The organism is Streptomyces sp. NPDC001927 (assembly GCF_053594455.1).
The window spans coordinates 396,113-417,789 of record NZ_JBSFEN010000003.1 but is presented as its reverse complement, the minus strand read 5'-3'; the positions used below and the strand labels follow the sequence as shown (position 1 = coordinate 417,789).

At 73.1% G+C, this 21,677-nt stretch carries 17 protein-coding genes; 4 read left to right on the top strand and 13 right to left on the bottom strand.

All coding sequences use genetic code 11. The features are described from left to right. Position 1: 1 nt before the first annotated feature. The 7 genes from ACWCO8_RS09285 to ACWCO8_RS09255 form a co-directional block, all read right to left on the bottom strand. Complete coding sequence (locus tag ACWCO8_RS09285; RefSeq protein WP_451031713.1) at positions 2–2,503, bottom strand: non-ribosomal peptide synthetase; 2,502 nt, start codon at positions 2,501–2,503, stop codon at positions 2–4. Beyond that, a complete protein-coding gene (locus tag ACWCO8_RS09280) occupies positions 2,500–3,945 on the bottom strand; it encodes a serine hydroxymethyltransferase (protein ID WP_451031712.1) in 1,446 nt (481 codons plus the stop codon). The genes ACWCO8_RS09285 and ACWCO8_RS09280 overlap by 4 nt, the downstream gene beginning before the upstream one ends. Continuing rightward, positions 3,938–7,111 carry a non-ribosomal peptide synthetase gene (locus ACWCO8_RS09275; protein ID WP_451031711.1) on the bottom strand — a complete coding sequence of 1,058 codons (3,174 nt, stop codon included), beginning with the start codon at positions 7,109–7,111 and terminating at the stop codon, positions 3,938–3,940. Before ACWCO8_RS09275 ends, ACWCO8_RS09280 begins: the two co-directional genes overlap by 8 nt. A gap of 239 nt (positions 7,112–7,350) precedes the next feature. Beyond that, positions 7,351–8,463, bottom strand: a complete 1,113-nt coding sequence (locus ACWCO8_RS09270; RefSeq protein ID WP_451031710.1) for a pyridoxal phosphate-dependent aminotransferase — start codon at positions 8,461–8,463, stop codon at positions 7,351–7,353. After that, positions 8,460–9,389: a diaminopimelate epimerase gene (gene dapF, locus ACWCO8_RS09265; protein ID WP_451031709.1), complete on the bottom strand. Its 930-nt coding sequence runs from the start codon at positions 9,387–9,389 to the stop codon at positions 8,460–8,462. The genes ACWCO8_RS09270 and dapF overlap by 4 nt, the downstream gene beginning before the upstream one ends. A 74-nt stretch (positions 9,390–9,463) precedes the next feature. After that, positions 9,464–10,150, bottom strand: coding sequence for a 2OG-Fe dioxygenase family protein (locus ACWCO8_RS09260; protein ID WP_451031708.1), 687 nt, complete (start codon positions 10,148–10,150; stop codon positions 9,464–9,466). A gap of 77 nt (positions 10,151–10,227) precedes the next feature. After that, on the bottom strand, positions 10,228–11,271 hold the full coding sequence (locus ACWCO8_RS09255; RefSeq protein WP_451031707.1) for an iron-containing redox enzyme family protein: 1,044 nt from the start codon (positions 11,269–11,271) through the stop codon (positions 10,228–10,230). A 235-nt stretch (positions 11,272–11,506) separates the two neighbouring features. On the opposite strand from ACWCO8_RS09255, the gene ACWCO8_RS09250 reads away from it, so the two are divergent. Together ACWCO8_RS09250 and ACWCO8_RS09245 are read left to right on the top strand one after the other, a co-directional pair. Further along, positions 11,507–12,220 (top strand): hypothetical protein, encoded by a 714-nt coding sequence (locus ACWCO8_RS09250; protein ID WP_451031706.1) that lies wholly within the window; start codon positions 11,507–11,509, stop codon positions 12,218–12,220. A 125-nt stretch (positions 12,221–12,345) separates the two neighbouring features. Beyond that, positions 12,346–13,032 carry a class E sortase gene (locus tag ACWCO8_RS09245; protein WP_451031705.1) on the top strand — a complete coding sequence of 229 codons (687 nt, stop codon included), beginning with the start codon at positions 12,346–12,348 and terminating at the stop codon, positions 13,030–13,032. Positions 13,033–13,040: 8 nt separating this feature from the next. Here ACWCO8_RS09245 and ACWCO8_RS09240 read toward each other — a convergent pair whose 3' ends face one another. The 6 genes from ACWCO8_RS09240 to ACWCO8_RS09215 all read right to left on the bottom strand — a co-directional run bounded on the left by ACWCO8_RS09240 (position 13,041) and on the right by ACWCO8_RS09215 (position 19,968). Then, the gene (locus ACWCO8_RS09240; protein ID WP_451031704.1) at positions 13,041–15,806 is read right to left on the bottom strand and encodes a fumarate reductase/succinate dehydrogenase flavoprotein subunit; all 2,766 of its coding nucleotides are present in this window, start codon (positions 15,804–15,806) and stop codon (positions 13,041–13,043) included. Positions 15,807–15,888: 82 nt separating this feature from the next. Further along, on the bottom strand, positions 15,889–16,635 hold the full coding sequence (locus ACWCO8_RS09235; protein ID WP_451031703.1) for an ABC transporter ATP-binding protein: 747 nt from the start codon (positions 16,633–16,635) through the stop codon (positions 15,889–15,891). Next, on the bottom strand, positions 16,632–17,543 hold the full coding sequence (locus ACWCO8_RS09230) for an ABC transporter permease (protein ID WP_451031702.1): 912 nt from the start codon (positions 17,541–17,543) through the stop codon (positions 16,632–16,634). The genes ACWCO8_RS09235 and ACWCO8_RS09230 overlap by 4 nt, the downstream gene beginning before the upstream one ends. Next, the gene (locus tag ACWCO8_RS09225) at positions 17,540–18,913 is read right to left on the bottom strand and encodes an ABC transporter substrate-binding protein (RefSeq protein WP_451031701.1); all 1,374 of its coding nucleotides are present in this window, start codon (positions 18,911–18,913) and stop codon (positions 17,540–17,542) included. Before ACWCO8_RS09225 ends, ACWCO8_RS09230 begins: the two co-directional genes overlap by 4 nt. Positions 18,914–18,927: 14 nt before the next feature. After that, complete coding sequence (locus ACWCO8_RS09220; RefSeq protein ID WP_189962398.1) at positions 18,928–19,155, bottom strand: 4Fe-4S dicluster domain-containing protein; 228 nt, start codon at positions 19,153–19,155, stop codon at positions 18,928–18,930. A gap of 45 nt (positions 19,156–19,200) precedes the next feature. Beyond that, positions 19,201–19,968, bottom strand: a complete 768-nt coding sequence (locus tag ACWCO8_RS09215) for a GntR family transcriptional regulator (protein ID WP_362010046.1) — start codon at positions 19,966–19,968, stop codon at positions 19,201–19,203. Between the two features lie 227 nt (positions 19,969–20,195). On the opposite strand from ACWCO8_RS09215, the gene ACWCO8_RS09210 reads away from it, so the two are divergent. Both ACWCO8_RS09210 and ACWCO8_RS09205 read left to right on the top strand, forming a co-directional pair. Next, positions 20,196–21,131, top strand: a complete 936-nt coding sequence (locus ACWCO8_RS09210; RefSeq protein WP_451031700.1) for a TIGR03564 family F420-dependent LLM class oxidoreductase — start codon at positions 20,196–20,198, stop codon at positions 21,129–21,131. Positions 21,132–21,349: 218 nt separating this feature from the next. Next, complete coding sequence (locus tag ACWCO8_RS09205; protein WP_451031699.1) at positions 21,350–21,646, top strand: hypothetical protein; 297 nt, start codon at positions 21,350–21,352, stop codon at positions 21,644–21,646. The last annotated feature ends 31 nt before the right edge of the window (positions 21,647–21,677 follow it).

The following is a 21,677-nucleotide window of genomic DNA, read 5'->3' as shown; positions in this document are numbered from 1 at the left end:
CCTACGCTCCGTTCGAAGGGGGTGAGAGCCGCTCGTCGATGACGGCGGCGATACCGCTGACGGTCGTACCGCCGTACAGCAGACGGACATTCACCCGGATCCCGAAGTGCTTGTTCAAGCGGGTGACGGCCCGCATGGCCTGAAGTGAGTTGCCGCCGACGGCGAAGAAGCCGCTGTCCGCGCCGATCCGGGAGGTGCCGAGGACGTTCGCGAAGATCTCGGCCACCGTCCGCTCGGTCTCCGTGGCCGGCGCGGTGTACTGGGCCGGCGGCTCGCCGACCGGCTCGGGCGGTTCGGGCAGGGCCTTGCGGTCGACCTTGCCGTTGGGCGTCAGGGGCAGCTCGGCCAGGACGAGGACGGTGCTCGGCACCATGAACCCGGGCAGCGACCGGGACGCGTGCTCGCCGACCTCCGCCACGTCCACGGTCCGGCCCGCCTCGGGGACGAGGTAGGCGACGAGCCGCCGGTCGCCCGCGCCGTCGGGATGCGCGGTCACGACCGCCTCCCGGACGGCGTCGTGGGCGCGGAACACGGCCTCGATCTCGCCCAGTTCGATCCGCAGGCCGCGCAGCTTGACCTGGAAGTCCGCCCGGCCGAGCAGCTCGATCAGACCGTCGGGACCGTGGCGGGCCACATCGCCGGTGCGGTAGAGCCGCTCGTCCGCCACCTCGCCGTGGGACCAGGTGAAGAACCGCTCCGCCGTCTGTTCCGGCCGGCCGAGGTACTCCCGGGCGAGCCCGATGCCCGCCAGATGGAGCTCCCCGGGCACACCGGGCGGCACGGGCTGAAGATCCTCGTCGAGGATGTACGTACGCTGGTTCGCCATCGGGCGCCCGTACGGGATGCTCGTCCAGCGCGCGTCGGTCTTCACCACCTCGTAGATCGTCGAGTGGATCGAGGCCTCCGTGGCCCCGCCCAGCGCGACGAAGCGCAGCGCGGGGGCCACCGCCCGGGACCGGTCCGGCAGCGACACGGGGATCCAGTCGCCGCCGAGCAGCGCGAGCCGCAGATCGGGGAGGGCCGCCGCGCCGGTCGATTCGAGGTGCTCGACGACCATGTCCAGGAGCGCGGGCGCCGAGTTCCAGACGGTGACCCGGTGGGCCGCGAGCAACTCGGCCCAGTGCTCGGGGTCCTTGGCGCGTTCCGGCTCGGTCAGGACGACCGCGCCGCCGGCCGCGGTCAGGCCGAGGAACTCGTACACCGACATGTCGAAGCTCGGCGAGGACAGGGCGAGGACCTGGTCGCCGGGGCCCACGCCGAAGCGGGAGTTGAGGTCCGCGATGTTGTTCATCACCCCGCGGTGGCGCAGCGCGATCGGCTTCGGCGCGCCGGTGGAACCGGAGGTGTGGATGATGTACGCGAGATCGTCGGGCGTCGCCCCGCCCTCGGGGTTGTGCGCCGGGTACGCGGCGAGGAGCGCCGCGTCCCGGTCGAGGAGCAGCACGGGCGTGCCCGGTCCGCCGTCGCCGTCGTCCGGCGAGGGGAGGCTGTCGGCCGGTCCGGTACGGCTGACGACCACCGCGCAGGACGTGCCGGCCACCATGGTGGCGAGGCGCTGCCGCGGATAGTCGGGGTCGAGCGGCACGTAGGCCCCGCCCGCCTTGAGCACGCCCAGGACGGCGACGAGGAACTCGGCGGAGCGGTCCAGACAGATGCCGACCCGCCCGTCCGGGCCGACACCGAGCGTCCGCAGGTGGTGGGCGAGCCGGTTCGCCGCCTCGTTCACCTCGCGGTACGTCCACGTCCGCTCCGGCCCGATCAGGGCGAGGGCGTCGGGCGTCCCGGCGGCGCGCTCCTCGAACGCGGCGTGCAGGCACACCTCGTACGGCAGCTCCGTCGCCGTGTCGTTCCAGTCGACGAGCATCCGGCGCAGTTCCTCGTCCGGCAGCAGCCGCAGCCGCGCCACCGGCCGGTCCGGGTCGCTCAGGCCGTCCTCCAGGAGCGTGACGTAGGAGGCGAGGAAGCGGAGCACGGTCTCCCGGTCGAAGAGCTCGGGGGCGTACCGCAGCTCCGCGCCGGGCGAGCCGTCCTCGGCCGTTTCGGGTGCGTGCAGCACGAGCTCGAACTCGTCCTGGCCCGGCGTCCGTTCGGCCGAATCTCGCCGGTCGTCGGCCAGGTCGTCGGCTTCCGCGTCGGCGGCCGCCAGCCCGGTCAGCGTCTCCGTCCCGCTGACGGTCCGCTCCAGGCGGACCGGGCCGGCACCGGGCGTGCGGACGACGAGGCCGAAGGTGGACTGGCCGCTCCAGCGGTGCACCAGCGCCGTGAAGCCGGCGAGGAGCACCTCCTCCGGGGCGGTACGGGCCGGGGGACCGAGCCGCACCCGGGCGGAGGCGGTGCGTTCCGGAGTGGCTCCGGGCATGCGCGGCCGGTCGGCCGGGAGCAGCGCGGGCGGCGCCGGGGCCCGTACGGGCGCCGGTGAGGGCGCCGGTACGGGAGTCGTCGCGTCTTCGGACGACTCGGGGGACGTCGCAGGGGACGTCACGGGGGCGGGGTTCCGGCTCAAGACCTCTCACCTGGCTCGCGGTCGGCGGCGCCGGCCGGGGGGAGCCCGGCGCCGAAGGGCAGGGGGTGGGTGCGGCACAGGGCGGCCACCTCGGCCTTGACCCGGTCCCGGACCTCGGGGTCCGTGTGGAACTCGGTGTCGCTCAGCACGGTCGTGGCGCCGAGCACCTCGTGCAGCAGCCGGGCGCAGGTCCGCATCTCGTCGGGCCCCATGCCCCGCTGCGCCAGCACGTTCGTGCCGAGCCGCAGCCCGCTGGCGACCAGCGGGGCCTTGGTGTCCTTGGGGATGCGGTTGCGGTTGGTGAGGATCCCGCACTCCTCCAGGGCACGTTCCGCGACCACCCCGGTGACGCCCCGGTCGAAGATGTCGAGCAGCACCATGTGATTCTCCGTGCCGCCGGTCAGAACCCGGTAGCCGTACTCGTCCAGGGCGTCGGCGAGCGCCGCCGCGTCGTCCCGGACGAGCCGCATCGTCTCCCGGAACGCCGGCTCGGTGACGAGCTTGAGCGCGTGCGCCTTGGCCGCGATCCCGGCCGGACTCGGCGTGCCCTGCGACTGCGGGAAGACCGCCCGCTGCATCAGCCGGGCGAGCGGGGTACGGCGGGCGTCGGGACCCGCCGTACGGTGCTCCGCGCCGATCAGGATCAGGCCGCCGCGCGGCCCGCCCAGCTGCTTGTAGGTGCTGGTCGTGGTGACGTGCGCCAGGTCGATGGGGCTGGGGTGCTCCCCGGCCGCCACCAGGCCCGCGATGTGCGAGATGTCGGCCACCAGGTACGCCCCGACGGAGTCCGCGATCGCCCGGAACCGGGCGAAGTCCAAGGTCCGCGGATAGGCGCTTGCCCCCGCGATGAGCACCTGGGGACGGTGGGCCAGGGCCAGCTCGGCCACCTGCTCGTAGTCGATGAACCCCTTGTAGTCCAGGCCGTAGTGGACGGCCCGGTAGTGGTGACCGGTCACCGAGGCCGCCGAACCGTGCGTGAGGTGGCCGCCGGAGTCCAGGTCGAGGGCGAGCAGGGCGCCGCCCGGCGGCAGCAGCGCCGCCAGGACGGCCTGGTTGGCCGAGGAGCACGAGTGCGGCTGCACATTGGCGTACTGCGCGCCGAAGGCCTGCCGGGCCCGCGACACCGCCAGCCGCTCCACACCGTCGAACCGCGCCGCGCCCGGGTGGTAGCGGGCCCCCGGGTAGCCCTCCGCCGTCACGTTCGACAGGGCGGCCCCGCCCGTGGCCAGGACGGCCGGGTTCGCGGCGCTGGCCGAGGCCACCATCGCCAGGGTCATGGCCTGCTCCTCCACCTCGCGGTCGAGGAGCAGGGCCAGCTCGGGGTCGGAGCCGCTGAGCAGCTCCGCCCCCTGGCGCAGCAGCAGATCCTGCGCGGAGCCGGGCAGGGCGCCCGTCACCGGCGGTCGCGGGGGCGGGAGCGCCGCCCCTGGAGCCTCAGGCACGCGAACCCGCCTTGGCCTCCACCAGCGCGTCGATGGCGCCGGCGACCGTGGCGACCGAGGCACCGCCGTACAGCAGCCGGACGTTGACCTTGACCCCGAAGTGCTTGTTGAGCCGGCTCACCACCCGCATCGCCTGGAGCGAGTTGCCGCCCAGTTCGAAGAAGTTGCCCTCGGCGCTGATCTGCTGCGCCGCGAGGACGGCGCCGAACACCTCGGCCACCTTCTCCTCGGTCGCGGTCACCGGGGCGACGAAGCTCGCCGTACCGTCGCCCGAACCGGAGACCGGCGCGGGCAGCTTGGCGCGGTCGATCTTGCGCGCCGCGGTCAGCGGGAACTCGGTCAGCTCCACCCAGGCCGTCGGCACCATGTACTCCGGCATGGTGCGGCCCAGGTGCTCACGGAGCTCGGCCACCGTCGGCGCGCTGTCGCCGAGGACCGTGTAGTACGCGACGAGCTGCTTCTCCCCGTAGTCCTCGCGCAGCAGGACCAGCGCCATCCGGACCTTCGGGTGCGTCAGCAGTCCGGACTCGATCTCGCCGAGCTCGATCCGCAGCCCGCGCAGCTTCACCTGGTTGTCGAGCCGCCCGATGAAGTCGATCTGCAGATCGCGGGTCCATCGCACCAGGTCACCGGTGCGGTACACCCGGCCCTCGCCGAGGAACGGGTCGGGCACGAACTTCTCGTCGGTCATCTCCGGCAGGTTGAGGTAGCCGCGGGCCAGGCCCTCGTCACCGCCGATCAGCAGCTCGCCCGGGACACCGACCGGCACCAGGTTGAACTCCTTGTCGACGACGTAGTGCAGGCGGCTGAACTCCGGCCGGCCGATGGGCGGCGAGGACTGCCATTCCTTGTGCTCGCAGAGGTACTCGGTCGTCGCCACCGACGCCTCGGTGGGGCCGTAGAGGTTCACGAACTTCCGGCCCGGCAGGTTCCACTTGTTGACCAGCTCGGCCGGCAGGGCCTCCGCGCCGCCCATGATGTACTTCAGATCCGGGTACGGACCCGCCTCGACGACCGAGAGGATCGCCGGCGACAGACCCGCGTACGTCACCCGCTGGTCGCGCATCAGACCCCCGAGGGCCTCGGGGGACGAGGCGTCCTCCGGCGCCACCAGGACCAGGGCCGAGCCGCTGATCAGACCGGCGAAGATCTCGCCCTGGGACATGTCGAAGGTCAGCGCGGGCAGCTGCAGCAGCCGGTCCTCGTGGGTCCACTCGCCGAAGGTGCGCCGGTAGGCCTCGATGAACATGCGCAGTCCGCGCTGCTCGATCATCACGCCCTTCGGACGCCCGGTCGAGCCCGAGGTGTAGAGGATGTACACGAGGGAGGTCGGCTCGGCCCACTCCTCCAGCGGCTCGTCGTCCGGCAGCGCCTCGATGGCCGCCCAGTCGGCGTCGATGAGGACGCTCTCCCAGCCGCAGGAGTCCGGCAGGTCGCCGAGCGAGCCCTCCCGGGTGATCACCAGCGGGCTCTTGGTGTCCCGCAGCATGTGGTCCAGGCGGGCGTTCGGGTGCGAGGGGTCGATGATCGTGTACGCCGCGCCGGACACCATGACACCCAGGATCGCCACCAGGGCGTCCAGGTCACGGTCCATCGCGATGGCGACGACCTCCTCCTGGCGCACGCCCCGGGACCGGATGTACCGGGCGAGCTTGCCGGCCCGGCGCATCAGCTCCCCGTACGTCATCTCCACGCCCCGGCAGACCAGCGCGACCAGCTCCGGGTTCTCCTTCGCGATCCGGGCGATCGTCGCGTGCACCGGCTCCGTCGAGTAGTCGAAGTCCGCGCCGCGCCCCACGTCGAGCAGCTCGCGGCGCTCCTCCGGGGAGAGCAGCGGCAGCTCCGAGACCGGGGTCTCGGGGGCGTCCGAGGCCGCGTCGAGCACGGTCCGGAAGTGGCCGATCATGGCCTCGACGCGCCAGCGGTCGTACAGGTCGGTGGCGAATTCGACGATCAGACGCAGCCGTTCGGCGCCCTCGACGAAGCTGAAGGAGAGGTCGAAGCGCGAGCGGGAGGTCGCCAGGGTGATCGACTCGGACGTGAGGCCCGACAGCTCCAGGGCGTCACCGGTGGCCGCCTCGCCGAGGAGCTGGCAGGCGATCTGGAAGAGCGGGTTGCGCCCCGCGTCGCGGGTCGTCTGCACGCGGTCGACGACGTGGTCGAACGGCACGTCCTGGTTGTCGTACATGTCGAGGTTGGCGTCGGCGATGCGCTCCAGGAGCTCGGCGAAGGTGACCCCGCCGGACAGGTCGCAGCGCAGCACCGTCATGTTGATGAACAGGCCGACGACGTCCTCGAGTTCGGGGTCGGTACGGCCGAGCATCGGCACGCCGAGCGCGATGTCGTCCTGCCCGCTGTAGCGGCTCAGTACGACGTTCAGCGCGGCCGCCACCACCATGTAGAGCGACGCGCCCTGCTCGTGCGCCAACGTCCGGGCCTTTGAAAGGAGTTCGGCCGGGAAGTCGACGACGAAGGTCTCGCCGTTCTGGGTGGGCTCGGCCGGACGAAGCCGGTCGGCGGGCAGTTCGAGCGCTTCGAGGCCCGACAGCCGCTCCTCCCAGAACTTCAGCTCCTCCTCCCAGACCCCGTCGGCCCGCTGCTTGCGCTGGCGCTTGATGTGGTCGTGGTAGCCGATGGACAGCTCGGGCAGCGAGGGCTCCCGGCCGGCGGCGAGGTCCGCGTACGCCTGGGAGATCTCCCGGCTCACGACACCGCCGGACCAGCCGTCGGTGATGATGTGGTGGAAGCTGAGGCCGAGCACGTGGTGGTCGGCGGCGAGCCGGAACAGCTGGAACCGGGAGATCGGCCCGGCCGCCAGGTCGAACGGCGTGTCCGCCTCCACCTGCAGCTCCTTGCGCAGGGTCTCCTCGGCCTCCTCGGGCGTCAGACCGGAGAGGTCCCGCAGGGGCAGCGGCCGGTCCTCGGCCGGCGAGACGACCTGGTACGGCACGCCGTCCGCCGCGTGGAAGGTCACCCGGAGCTGCTCGTGGCGCTGCACCAGGAGGTTGAGCGCGCCTTCGAGGGCGGCGGTGTCGAGCGGGCCGCGCAGCCGGTAGGCGATCGGGACGTTGTACGTGGTCTCCCCGGGGCTCATCTGGTCCAGGAACCACAACTGCTCCTGTCCGAAGGACAGTTGGATACGCGACTCGGCGGTGTGGTTGCTCATCGTCACAGAACTCCATTTCGGGGCATGGCGAAGCAGGGCAGGGCGGAGCGAGGGGCGGGGCACGAGGGCTACGGCACGGCAGGGCGCGGCGAGGCGGCGCGGGTCCGACGCCCGGGCGGCGCATCGTCCTGGGGTGGCGTGGAAGGGAGCGCCCGAGCCATTAGCTGGGGCTGCTTGAGGTGGGGGCCTGACGGGCCGGGGCGGCGGCTCCCAGGATTGGGGGCCGGGGCCCCGGCGGGTCAGCGTCCGGGTACCGGGGTCGAGCCGGCCGGGGGAGTGGGCGGTCTGAGGACCCGCTCCACGCGGCTCAGTCCCTCCGCCACGGCCTCGGGCGAGCGCGCGAAGCAGATCCGGAAGCCGTCACTGGCGCCGAGCGTCTCGCCGGGCATCAGCAGCACGCCCAGGTCGAGCGCGCGGCGGCACATCGTCAGCGGCTCCTCCCCGGTGGTGAGCCAGAGCCAGGCGAACGGGGTGTCCTCCGGCTCCACGAGGGTCACCGCGTCCGCGTTGCGGCGGGCGAACTCCCGTACGAGGTCGAGGCCTTGGCGAGTGAGCTCGTGGTAGTTGCGCAGGTGGTCCGTACGGTGTGCCAGGACGTCGCAGGCCAGCGTCTCGCACAGGACCGAGTTGGAGATGGTGGACAGGAACTTGCGGCGGGCGCAGCGCTCCACGACGGCCGGCGGGCCGTACAGCCAGCCGACCCGCAGGCCGGGGAAGCCGTACACCTTCGACAGGCTCGACACGGAGATCACCCGGTCCGAACCCACGGCCGCGGAGGACGAGAGGTCGAGCGCGTACTCCTCGTCCAGGAGCAGATGGGCGTCCGTCCGCTCCGCCAGGTCGACCAGCGCGCGCAGGTCCTTCTCCGCGATGCGCCGACCGGTCGGATTGCACGGGCTGTTGGCGACGATCAGCCGCACGTCCGGCCCGGCCACCGCCTCGGCGGCCTCGACGTCGAAGCTGAGATCCGGCCGGAAGCCCACGAGGTCGACCGTGGATCCCAGCTCGGGCGGCACGTCCCAGGACTGCTGCCAGCCCGGCCGGAAGGCGATCACACGCGAGCCCGGTTCGAGCAGCGCCGCGTACACCAGATACAGCGCCTGCTGCGCGCCCTGGGTGATCAGGACCTGGTCGGCCGCACCGCCGTACAGTCCGGCGACGGCCTCGCGCAGCGGGCGGACGCCCCGGTCGTGGCCGTAGTCCAGCTCCAGACCGGGCGGCACCGAGAGGGCGTCGAGGCGCCCCGGAACCATGTTGCTGTCGCCCAGGTCTATGTCGAAGCGCCCGGCGGCGTCCTCGAAGACCCAGCGCTGGATGGGGTAGTCGCGCGAGCGCGACGGGGAGACGGTCATCGCGCGGTCCCCGTGGACACCGGCGCGGTCTCCCGCGCCGTCCGGTCGAGCCGTGCGCGCAGCGCGGGCGCGAAGGAGCCGGCGGCCACCTGCTCGGCGTCGCCGGTCATGGTGACCCGGCCGTCCTCGGCGACGGTGATCTCCACCGCGCCCCCGGGCATCCTGACCTCCACCCGGGCCTCGCAGAGCCCGAGTTCGCGGGCCACGGAGACCGCGGCGCAGGCACTGGCGCCCGACGCCGTCACATACCCGGCGCCCCGCTCGTAGACCTCGATCTCCATCACCGACCGGCTCACCATCCGCATGAACTGGACGTTCGTGCGCTGCGGGAACCGGGCGTGCCCGGCGATGGCCGGACCGAGCCGGCGCGCCAGCTCCGCCGTCGGCTCGTCCACCGGCACCACCGTGTGCGGGTTGCCGTTGTACACGCAGTGGACGGTCAGTTTCTCGCCGTCCACCGCCAGCGGCACGCCCACCGCCCGGCCGTCGAACGGGGTCGTCCCATCCTCCTGGAGCAGCCGCACATCGGCGGCGTCGAAGCTGGGGCGCCCCATGCCGACCGCCACGCGGCCCGCGGCCAGGTCGACGACCCGCGCCGAGGACTCGCCGGCGCCGGTACGGAGCGTGAACTCCCGCCCGTCGGCCCAGGCCGCCGGCTCCTGGCCGGCGAGGTGGAGCGCGAACATCCGCAGCCCGTTGCCGCTCCGGCCGCAGTCGGAACCGTCGGAGTTGTACAGGTCGAGCACCACCGGGACGCCGGGTCTCGGCGGTTCCAGCGGCCCGTGGAGGACACCGTCCGCCCCGATCCCCAGGTGCCGGTCGCAGATCAGCCGGATCGCCTCACGGGTCACGGGGATGTCGGTCTGGCGGGGGTCGATCACGACGTAGTCGTTGCCTGCTGCCTGGTACTTGTAGAAGTCGATCACGGATGATCTCCCTTGGCTGCTGGGCGCGGCGCCGCTCCGAGGCGTGGTGCCCCGCCCCGGAGCGGCGCCCCAGGTCACTGCTCGGCGAGCGCGGCGTTGTCGTGCTCTTCGCCGTACCACTTCTCCGCCCACCGCGAGAACGCGATGATGACGATGTCCCGGTGGCCCGGGCCGCCGTCGCCGGAGAGCACGTCGGTGACGTCGTGGGCCAGCGCGCGGTCGTCAAGCAGGACCGCCTGCCCGGGCTCCAGCGTCCCGGTCCAGAACGGCTCGTCGGCCCCCGGGTTCCACAGCCGGGTCTGACCGCCGCCGACGTTCACCTTGTTGAGGACCGCGATCATCACGAACTCGTGCCCGTCGTGGTGCACGCCCTCCGGGGTGAGCGGGCCCGGCTTGCCGCCGTCCGCCTTGGTCCGGTTCTGGTGGACGTTGATCTGCCAGTCCTCGGACCGGTCCAGGCCGAGCTCGCGCACGCCGTGCTCGATGAGCGGCGTGAAGTCGACCTTGATCGGCTCGTAGACGCGGCGGATGCCGCCGCCGACCGAGTTGAACTTCTTGTACGTGGTGTAGTCCCGGTGCGCGAGCCGCTCGAACGACCACGCGTCCTCGCCCTGCGGGCGGAGGCGGTACTGCGAGAAGCGCTTGAAGCGGGTGCCGTGGCCCATGTACTCGTCGACCGGGCAGTCGTCGTAGCTGGGCAGGACGTCGGCCGAGACTTCCGGCAGGTCGATGATGGTGAACCGTTCGCTGCCGAGGGGCATGGTCTCTCCTCCAGAAGGTGGGGTGGCGACGAAGGCGGACGTCGGGCGGTGGCGTGGTACACGCCGGCCGTCGGACGTCAGGCGGCGACGGAAGGCATGCGCTCGTCCAGATACGCGGCAGAGGAGTTGAGCCGCCAGAGGATCCCGCGGGCGATGGCGCGCCGCATGTCCGCGGACTCGGCGGCGGGCAGCACCACGTTGTGGAACCAGCCCTGCGCGTGCTGGGAGTCGATGGTGATGTGCAGCTTGTGGTAGGTGATCCCGACCTCGGGCAGCCCGAGCCGCTCCCAGGCGTGCACGACCTGCACGAACCGGTCGGGGGCCATCCACTCGGTCATCCCGAGGAAGCCCACGGCCTCCGGGTACAGGGTGCGGTGGCGGCACAGCATGACCGCGAGGTTGCCGTTGAGCAGCGAGGTGGCGGTGAGCGAGCGGGCGAGCTCGTCCTCCGAGATCTCGAAGACCTCGTAGATCTTGTTGAAGAGGTGGGTGTGGACCTCCTCGGGCTTGCCGTTGCCCATCTCGTCCCAGAAGTTGGCGGCGATCTCCAACTTGGCGGCGCCGGCGGTGCCCACCTGCATCATGGCGAGCAGGTCGTCGAAGCGGCCGTCCACGACCGACTCCTGCATCACGTAGTTACGGAGGTCGGCCTCCGTGGCCGTGTTGCGGATGAACTCGTGGTAGTACGGGTGCTTGTACACCCGGTGGTTCTTCGCCGTGTTCTTGAGCCAGGTCAGGTACTCGCGCGGCTCGGTGGGCGCCTCTTCGAGCAGACCCGGCTCGATCAGCAGGTCCTGAGCGGCCGCCGTGGCGGTCTCCAGGAGCCGGGCTATCTCGTAGACGACGACCGAGCCCTCGGCGCTCTGCTGACCGGGGATCTTCGTGTACAACTGGTAGATCCTGTCGAGCAGATACTGCTGCGCGTACAGGGCGCCACTGTCCCCGGAGGCAGCGGCGGCGTTGATGTCGGCCACCTCGCCCAGGACCTGGATCCGCTCGCCGCCCGACAGGGCGTCCACCTTCTCGGGCGCGGAGCCGAGCCATGCGCACACCCTGTCCACGGTGGACAGGAACGGGTCACCGGAGACATTCAGACCCTTGGAGCCGCCGACTTCAGGCATGTGTTTCCCCTTGGATTCACTGGACGAATCAGATTCTCGACATGTGGTCCGCGCACCACCGCCGCGGCGAAGTCGTGCCTCACGGCGGCCGCCGGGGCGGCGGGCGTTGCCATTCTGCAAGGGGCCCGCTGGACGTCCTGTGTACGTGCTCTGTACGACCCCCGACGCCGCTCGCGACTAGGCTGACGTTGCCCTTGGGCAGCCCTGACGCGTGGTGACGGAGGTGATGGCGGTGATGGTTGGGAGCGCGGAGGCATCCCTCACGTACGGACGGCTGAAGGTCGAGCGAGACGACCTCGGCCCGGCCGACTGGCTGACCGAACGGCGCGCCGGATTCGGGGAGTTCGCCACCGTCGGCGGAGTCGCCGCACCCGGGTTCGCGGCGTACGCGCGGGTCCTGCACCCCGCGTCCCTCGGCGAGCGCCCGGTGCGCTGGGAGACCGTCGCCGCCGCCTACGGACGGCGGGTCGGAGCGCTGACGGACTGGTACGAGGTGATCGGCGCCGAACGGTTCTACCAGAACGCGCAGGAGTACGGCCTGCCCGGGGTGTGGGACGAGCACGCCGCCGAAGGGCCCACGCCGGCCGAGGTCGCCGAGGCCCTGATCCCCGTACTGACCCGGCACACGGCCACCCCGGGAGCGTGCTGGTTCGGGCTCTGGGACGGCTACGGCCGCCGGGAGTGGCACGGGACGCCCACCTTCCGCACCCCGGAGCGGGACGAGATCCTGCTCTCCGGACCGCTGGCCGACGTCCTCTCCGTCGACGCGGAGGAGCCGTTCGCCGAGCTCCCCGATCTGTGGTGGCCGCGGGACCGGGCCTGGTGCGTGGGCGGGGACGTCGACCTGGTCAGCACGTACGTGTGCGGCTCGGAGGAGCTGATCGCCGAGATCCTTGCCGCCCCCGGCCTGGAGGCGCACCGGGTGGCGGCGGGGGACCGCGTCGGCTGATCGCCTGGGGGCGCCGGGGTGCCAGGCGGTCGGGATTAGGCCATCCTGGGGGCATGGGTGCCCAGGGTGGTGGGACCCTCCGTCGGGGTCTGAGGAGAGGCCGGGGCGCACGCCGCGTCCCGGCCGTGTCCGTTGCCTCGGTCGCGGTCGTCGCCGCCCTCTGGGGCTGTACGGGCACACCGACCGCCCAGGACAACGCCCCGGCGCCCTCGGTCACGGTCTCCGAGACCGTCGCCGCGCCCACGGCCCCGCCCCCGCCCGCGCCCGCTCCGACGACGTCGGAGCCGCCCTCGCCGCGCGGGCCCGTCCCCGCCGAGATATCCATCCCGTCCATCGGCGTCGACGGCCTCGACGTCGTGCCGTACCAGGGCACCACCGACGACCGGGCGGGCACCCGGATCCAGGACCGCGGCGTGGCCGCGAGCCCGCACGGCGCGCGCGGGGGCGTCGGACCGGGGGAGATCGGCAACTACCTGGTGACCGCCCACCGGCTCTCGGCCGGCGGGGCCCTGCGCGAGCTGCCCGCCGTCAAGGTGGGGGACGTCGTGCACGTCACCGCCGCCGGCACCGTGTACACGTACACGATCGTCGAGACGCGGAGCACGTCCTTCCGCTCGGACCGCTCCCTCGCCGAGCAGCGGGCGGCCGTGCCGGGCGAGCCGGGGGAGAAGCCCACCAAGGCCATGATCACGCTCTCCACCTGCGCGACTCCCGAGGACAACGCGGCGGGCAACTTCTGGCGGGACTCCAACGGCAACCCCGAGCACCGCATCGACAAGATCGGCGTCCTGACCGCGGAGCGGCCCGCGTAGCGGAGGGGTCAGGACAGGCCCCGCGCCGCGTGGGCGCGGACATCGGCGTCCGGGTCGGTGGTGGCCGTGGTGAGGGCGGTGCGGGCGTCCGGGGCGGTGCGGCGGGGGTGGAGCGAGAGGACGGCGGCCTTGCGGACGTCCGCGTTCGGGTCGGCCACGGCCTTGGCCAGCGCCGGGACGGCCAGCTCGGCCGGGGCCGCGCGGAGAGCGGTCGCCGCGCCTACCCGTACCTGCCAGGCGGGGTCGGCGAGCGCGGCCACGGCGGGCTCGGCGTACGCGGGCGGGCAGCCGGTGACGGCGAGCGCGGCCAGGGCGGCCCCCCGCACCAGCGGGTCCGGGTCGGCCAGGAGCGGGCGCAGCGGCGCGGGCGCCGGGGTCCGTACGGCGGCGAGGCCACGCGCCACGGCGACCCGGACCTCGCGCGCCGGGTCGGCGGCGGCGACCGCGAGCTCCGCGACGGCGTCCACCGAGACGAGGGCGCGGACGGCGTGGACGCGGACGTCGAGGTCGGCGTCGGCCAGCGCGCCGGCGTACAGCGCGGCGTCGCCGAGCCGGAGGGCGCGCAGCACCTCCAGCGCGGCGGACCGGACGACCGGGTCGGACCCGGCCAGTGCCTCCCGCAGCCCCGTACCCAACTCGGCCTCCGCGGGCAGCACTTCGACCAGCTCCCGAAGGGCCGCCGCCGCGGCGTGCCGGACCTGGGGCGCGGCGTCCCGCAGCCGCCCGGCGAGCGCGGGCCCGGCGCCGGCCGGCACGGTCTCCCCGAGCGCGACCACGGCGGCGGTCCGCACGGCCGGGTCGGCGTCGGCGAGGTACGGGCGGAGCGCGTCCAGGTCGGGGGCCTCCTCGGCGAGGGTGAGGAGGCGGAGGAGGGCGGGGTTCGTGGAGCCTGAGCCGGCTGCGGCGACCGGGTCCGAGGTGGCGGCTGTCGCAGTCCGATCGGTCCGCGCGGTCGCCGCCGGCGGCACGTCCCGTCGGCCCGCCGTCGCCGTCGGGACCAGCTCCACCTCGCCCAGCCACCGCTCGGGGCCCTGCTCCGGGGTGAACTCCGGGACCGGGACGACGTACGGCTCGATCGGGCGGGCCGTGAACTCCATCGCTCCGGAAGGGGACTTGCGCAGGTCGATGTGGTGCAGCCAGCCCGTGTCGTCGCGCTCCGGGTGGTCGAGGCGCTCGTGGTAGAGCCCCCAGCGGGACTCGGTCCGCGCCAGCGAGGCCCGCGCCGCCATCTCCGCGCAGTCCCGGATGAACGACACCTCCGCGCACCGCATCAACTCGTGTGCGGTGTGCGCCCCGAGACCCTCGATCTCCGCCGACATCCGGGTGAACGCCTCCACCGCGAGCGACAGCTTGGCGCCGGTCTTCGGCGGTGCCACGTAGTCGTTCACGAACCGGCGCAGCTTGTACTCCACCTGCGGCTGCGGCGGTCCGTCGGGGTTGCGCAGCGGCCGGTAGACCAGCTCGTGGGCGGCGGCGAGCTGCTCGTGCGGCAACTCCCCTTCGTACGCCCGGTACTGGGCCGCGTCCTCGCCGGCCAGGTCACCGAAGACGAACGCCCCGATCATGTAGTTGTGCGGTACGCACGCCAGGTCACCGGCCGCGTAGAGGCGGTCCACGGTGGTGCGGGCGTGCGCGTCGACGCGTACCCCCGAGGCGGAGTGACCGCCGCACAGCCCGATCTCGGAGATGTGCATCTCGATGTCGTGCGTGCGGTAGTCGTGCCCCCGGCCCTGGTGGAAGGTGCCGCGCGTGGGGCGTTCCGTCGTGTGCAGGATCGACTCGACGGCGCCGATCGTCTCCTCGGGCAGATGGCTGAGCTTCAGGTACACCGGCCCCCGGTCCGAGGCGAGTTCGTTCGCGAACTCGGCCATCATCTGCCCGGACCAGTAGTCCGACTCGACGAACCGCTCGCCGTGCCGGTTCACCTGGTACCCGCCGAACGGGTTCGCCACGTACGCGCAGGCTGGCCCGTTGTAGTCCTTGATCAGCGGGTTGACCTGGAAGCACTCGATGCCGGTCAGCGCGGCGCCCGCGTGGTACGCCATGGCGTAGCCGTCGCCCGCGTTGGTGGGGTTCTCGTACGTCCCGTAGAGGTACCCGGACGCGGGCAGGCCGAGGCGGCCGCAGGCGCCCGTCGCGAGGATCACGGCGCCCGCCCGCACGGTGACGAACGCGCCGGTACGGGTGTGGAACCCGGCCGCCCCTATGGCCCGCCCGTCGTCCGGGTGCGTGAGCACGCGCACCGGCATGATCCGGTTCTCGATCCGGATCCGCTCCCGCATCTCGCGGCGCCGCAGCTGCCGGTACAGGACCTTCTTGACGTCCTTGCCCTCCGGCATCGGCAGCACGTACGAACCGGAGCGGTGCACCTGCCGGACCGCGTACTCGCCGTGCTCGTCCTTCTCGAACTTCACCCCGTACGACTCGAGTCGCTGGACCATCGCGAAGCCGCGGGTCGCGGTCTGCCGGACGGTGGACTGGTCGACGATGCCGTCGTTGGCGCGGGTGATCTCGGCGACGTAGTCGTCGGGTTCGGCACGGCCCGGGACGACGGCGTTGTTGACCCCGTCCATGCCCATGGCGAGGGCGCCGGAGTGCCGGACGTGCGCCTTCTCCAGGAGGAGGACGTTCGCGCCGCGCCCGGCGGCCGTCAGCGCGGCCATGGTGCCGGCCGTGCCGCCGCCGATGACGAGGACGTCGCAGCTCAGCTCGGTCGCGTCGGCGAGGTCGGGGACGGTGAGGGCGGGTGCGGCGGCGGCCGGGGGAGTCTCCACGGGGTGCCTTTCGGGGTCTTCTTCGTACAGAAAGGAGAGACGCTCGGATCGGAGGGAGGCTCGGATCGGAGAGGGGCTCGGATCAGAGGGAGGCGAGGACGCGGCGGCGCAGCTCGACGGTGTCGGGCGCCTGCCGGGCGTCCCTGCGGCGCGGATGCGGTACGTCGAGCACCTCGCCGGACGGGAGCAGCGCGACGCGGTCGCCCAGGTGGACGGCCTCGTCGACGTCGTGCGTGACGAAGACGACGGTGGCTCCCGTGCCGCGCAGGATCTCCACGAGGAGGTCCTGCATCCCGGCGCGGGTGTGCGCGTCGAGCGCGCCGAAAGGCTCGTCCATCAGGACCGCCCGCGGCCTGCCGGCCAGGGCGCGGGCCAGTTGGACGCGCTGCCGCTGCCCGCCGGACAGTTGGTGCGGCAGCTTGCCCGCGTGGTCGGCGAGGCCGACACGGTCCAGCCACTCGGCGGCGGACCGGCGCCGTTCGGCCCGGGGGACCCGGCGGATCGCGAGCGGCAGTTCCACGTTGGCGCGGACGGTCCGCCAGGGCAGCAGGGCGTCGTCCTGGAAGACCAACGCCCGGTCGGCGTCCGGCCCTTCGATCGGCCGGCCGTCGTGGGTCCCCCGCCCGCCCAGGGGTGGGAGCAGCCCGGCGAGGGTGCGCAGCAGCGTCGACTTGCCGCACCCGGACGGACCGACCACCGCCAGCAACTCACCTGGCGACACGCGTAGTTCGGCGGTGGCGAACACGACGGAACCGTCCGAGTGCCCGAGCCGCACGTCGTACAGGGCGAGTTCGGCGCCGGTGGTGTCCGATGCGAGTGGACTGGTCATGACACCGGCTCCTTGTCGGCGGCGGGGACAGGGGCGGGGACGGTGACGCTCGCGGTGGCGGGCGACGCCGAACCGGAGTCGCTCCGCCGGAAGTTCGATCGACCGGGACCGCGACCGCGCCGGCGGGAGACGGGCCGCGCGGCCGGCCGGGGCAGCCAGGAGGTCACCCGGCGGCCGAGAAGCTCCACGGCGGTGGAGGTGAGCCAGCCCAGGGCCCCGATGGTGGCCATGCCGACGAAGACCCCCGGGTAGTCGACGACCGTGTAGTCCTGCCAGGTGCGGTAGCCGACCCCGTACTCACCGGAGATCATCTCCGCCGAGATCACACAGATCCACGAGACACCGACCCCCACCGAGAGCCCGCCGAAGACCCCCGGCAGGGCGCCGGGCAGCACCACCGAGAACAGCACCCGAGCCCGGCCGCCGCCCATGGTGAGCACGGCCTCCTCCCAGACGGGGGAGAGGGCGCGCACCGCGTGCCGGGTCGACACGAGGACCGGGAAGAAGGCCGCGGTGAAGGTGATGAAGACGATGCCCTGCTCGTTGCTGGGCAGCAGCAGGATGGCGACCGGGACCAGGGCGATGGCCGGGATCGGCCGCGCGACCTCGAAGACCGGGCCCAGCAAGTCGGCGGCCCAGCGGGAGCGGGCGATCAGCGTCCCGACCGCCACGCCGAGCACCGAGGCCAGCAGGAAGCCGACCACGATCCGGCGCAGGCTGTGGCCCAGGTCCTGCCAGTACGCCTCCGTGCCCACCCGGTCGGAGAACGCGGCGGCCACCTCGCCGACCGTGGGGAACTGCTCGAACCGAAGCCACAGGTTGACGTCCAGGGTGGTCAGGAGCTGCCACAGGCCGAGCGCGGCGACGAGCGAGCCGGCCCGAAGGAGCCGGCGGCCGACCGCGCTCATGACGCGGCCAGCCGGAGGGCCGTCGGGTGGTCGACGACCCGGGACCCGGCATGCGCGTCGACGTACGCCCGCGCTCCCGCCGGGGTCACGAAGGCCCGCAGCTCGGCGCCTTCGGCGACCCAGACCGCCTTGTCGGCGAACCAGGACGTGCCGGTCACCGCGTCCGGCACGTACGCGGCCCGGACGGCCGAGCCCGCGTCACCGACCGCCTTCAGGAGCGCCTTCGGGCTGTCGAACGTACGGGTCTCGCTCTTCCCCTTCAGCCACAGCTCGGGCCGGGCGGCGGCCGCCTTCGGGTACGCAGCGTTCTTCGACGCCGCCCGCGCCAGCGGCGCCCGGTCGACGAAGGCGTCCACGTCGACGTCGCCCACCAGCTTGGCCTCCTTCAGGAGCGGCACGTCCTTCTTCAGCGCGTCGACCAGCTCCGGGCGCAGCTCCGGGTCGAAGGTGGCGATGCCCTGGGCGCCGTTGTAGAGGTAGACCACCTCGGCCGGCAGACCGGTCTCCTGGGCCACCGACTCGGCGGCGGCGACCGGGCGCGTCCGCAGGTGGTCGGTGGCCCGCCGCTGAGCGGTGAGGAAGTCGTCGAGCACCCCCGCACGCTCCTTCGCGAACTTCTCCCGGACGGTGACCCCGTGGAAGGTCGGCAGGTTCAGCTCCGCCCCGTCGTACAACGCCGTGGCGCGCCCCTCGAAGGCCAACAGGCCCGGCCAGGCGACGAACTGGGACAGCGCGTCGACGCTCCCGGCGGTCAGCGCGGACGCGCCGACGCTGGGCTGCTGGTTCAGCTTCCTGATGTCCTGCGCCGGGTCGACGCCCGCGCGCTGGAGAGCCCGTACGAGCGTCCCGTCGGCGGCCGAGCCGACGCTCGTGGAGACCTTCTTGCCGCGCAGGTCGGCCAGCGACCGGACGGTCGAACCAGGCTTGGTCACCACGGTGTTGAGACCGCCGCGCAGGTTGTAGCCGGTGACCGAGACCAGCCGCGTCGGCTGCCGCAGCTGCTTGCCGCGCGCCGCGTTGATGAGCAGCGGGAAGTCGCCCATCGAGCCGATGTCGATCTTGCCCGCGGTCATCTGGGCGGTGATCGGCGCACCGGTCGCGTAGTCCTGCCAGACGACCTTGTAGCTGACGCCGTCCTTCTTGCCGCGCGCGGCGAGCTCCTCCTCGAAGTAGCCGAGCGAGCGCAGCAGAGTGCCGGCGGTGACGGTGTTGATGGTCTTCGACTGGTAGCCGACGGTCACCGTGACGGTGCGCCCGTCGCCGGCCGGGCCGTCGGCGTCCGCCGCGCCGCCGCAGGCGGTGGCCAGCGGCAGCAGCAGCGCGAGGGAGACGGAGAGGGAGCGGAGCGGGGTGAGGCGGGTGCCGGGCATGGGAGTCGGGCCTTTCACCGGAGCAGGTAGGGCATGTTGACGGTGACCGCGCCCGTGGGGCAGCGGGCGGCGCACGGGCCGCAGTACCAGCACTCGTCCACGTGCATGTACGCCTTGCCGTTGTCCTCGCGGATCGCGAGCGAGTCGAGCGGACACATGTCGACGCAGAGGGTGCAGCCGTCGATGCACAGGGACTCGTCGATGGTCACGGGCACGTCGGCGCGTTGCGGCACCAGAGGCATGGCTGTCTCCAGGAAGGAAGGGCGGGGAGGTGCTTCGGGCAGGGGTCAGAGGGAGCGGTGCAGCAGGCCGCTCATGGTGATGCGGTCGCCCCGGAACCGGATGAACTCCAGGTCCACGGGCCGCCCGTCGGGCAGACAGGTCAGCCGCTCCAGCATCAGTACGGCCGCCCCGCGCGGGGCCTGGAGCACGGCGGCCGAGTGCGCGTCGGCGTTGACGGCTTCGAGGGTGATCTCGGCGTGCCCCAGCGGGCGGCCGGTCAGCGTCTCCAGGAGCCGGAACACGTCCGTGTTCTCCAGGTCGCAGCCGAGGAGTTCGCCGCCGATGTCCATGGGGAGGTACGACAGGTCCAGGGAGAGCGGCAGCCCGTTGAGCCGGCGCAGCCGCTCGATGCAGAGCACGTCCGTGTGCTCGGGCAGGCGCAGCCGGTGGGCCACGGGCCCGGACGCGGCGACCGGACCCATCGTCCGTACCTCGTTGGTGACCGTGCCGTGCTCGTGCAGGGTCTCCGCCAGGCCCTGGAGCCGGTTCAGGCCGTGCGGGTACTTCTCGCAGACGACGACCGTGCCGACCCCGGGCTGCCGCTCGACGAGCTGCTCGCCGCGCAGCAGGTCCAGGGCCTGCCGGACGGTGTTCCGGCTGGCCCGGTAGTCGGCGGCGATGACGTCCTCCAGAGGGAGGACGCCGCCGGGGAAGCCGCCGGTCAGGATCTGGTGGCGCAGCAGGTCGGCGAGTTGCCGGGCCCGGTCCGCGCGGAGCCGCCGACGCCGCGCGGCGGCGACCGGGAGGGAGGCGGGGGTGGGTTCGGCTGGCATGTCCGGGAACGTACCGGGGCCGGCGCGCGCGTGGTGTTGCGGCGGTATTGCGCCACCTGACGCCCCGAAGGCACGGCTGTGACCTGCGGTTTCCTCGACGACCTCACAAGATCCGCCACCCACGGGCCCACCAGATGGACACGTTCTGCCCACGATGCGACACCGCGGGCCCCTGCGCGCGCTCCCGAGGAGGAATGACTCCCGCGCCGCGGGCTGTTGCCCGGAGCATGACCACAGGAGTGACGCTCAGCTCGACCGCCCACCAGCTCGACATCGACAGCACCGTCCGGCTCGCGCGGGAGGCCCATGACGCGGGCCTGCGCTCGGCCTGGTTCGGGCAGACCTTCTCGTACGACTCTCCCCTGCTCGCCGCGATCGTCGGGCGCGAGGTGCCCGGGTTACAGGTGGGGACCTCCGCGATCCCGGTCTTCGGCCGCCACCCGCTGCTCGTCTCCAGCCAGGCACAGACCGCCCAGGCCGCGACCGGCGGCCGCTACCACCTCGGGCTCGCCCTCGGCACCCGGCATCTGACCGAGGACGGCTTCGGCATCCCGTACGCGCGTCCCATCGCGCTGCTCCGGGAGTTCCTGACCGCCCTGCGCCCGCTGCTTGAGACCGGTACCGCCGACTTCCACGGCGAGCTGCTGACCGCCACGACCCCACTCCCGGCGGCCGTACCGGGAGCCGCCCCGCCCGTGCCGCTCCTGGTCGCCGCGATGGGCCCGCAGGCCCTGCGCGTCACCGGGGAACTCGCCGACGGCGCCCTGCCGTTCCTGGCCGGGCCGCGCGCCCTGGCAGACCACATCGTCCCCGCCCTCACCGCCGCCGCCGACGCGGCCGGGCGGCCGGCGCCGCGCGTCGTGGCGCTCGTCCCCGGCGTGGTCACGGCTCGCGCCCACGCCGACGCCGTACGGGAGAAGGCGGCCGAGACGCTGGCGCTGTACGAGAAGATCCCCTCCTACCAGCGGGTCATCGGCCTGTCCGGCGCCGAGAGGGCCGCCGAGGTGGCGGTGATCGGGGACGAGGAGACCGTCGCGGCGGAGGTCCGCCGGTACCGCGAGGCGGGGGCGACGGAGGTGGTGTTCACGGCGACCGACCTGGGCGGCGAGGACGACCGCCGCCGCACCTGGAAGCTGCTCGGAGAGCTGGCGTCCGGCACCTGACGGGCGGGCCGCAGACGGCCGACGGGACCGGCGGTGGGCCGGGGCGGGGGCGACGGCGGGACCGGAGGTGGGTCGGCGCGGCGGTCGCAGGCGGGGCCAGGCGCAGGAAGGGGGCCTGACCTGGGTTTTCCCGGGCCAAATGCCGGGAACCAGCCCTTTTGCCCTTGGCTCCGTCGTCGGACTGCCGGGGCACACCCGAGGTTCCGTCTGGAGGTCGCATGCTTCTCACCCACCACATCGACGTCGGCACGCTCCGCGTCACACTGCATCAGGGCCTCGACGTCACGAATCGCGCCGCGGCCGCTCTCCTCATCCAGGCCCTGGTCGACGCCCACCGGCCGGCGGCCGTCGTCCTCGACCTGCCGGGCGGCCCGGCCTCCGCCGCGACCATGAGCGCGGTCGCCCGCGCGAAGAGGATGTGCGACAGCCTCTCCATCCCGTTCGCCCTGGTCCACCGGACCGCCGAACGGGCGCCGCTGTCCCGTGAGCCGCTGGCGGCGGCAGCGGGAGAGTGAGGGGGGTCCCGCCGGGCGGGGGTGCCCGGCG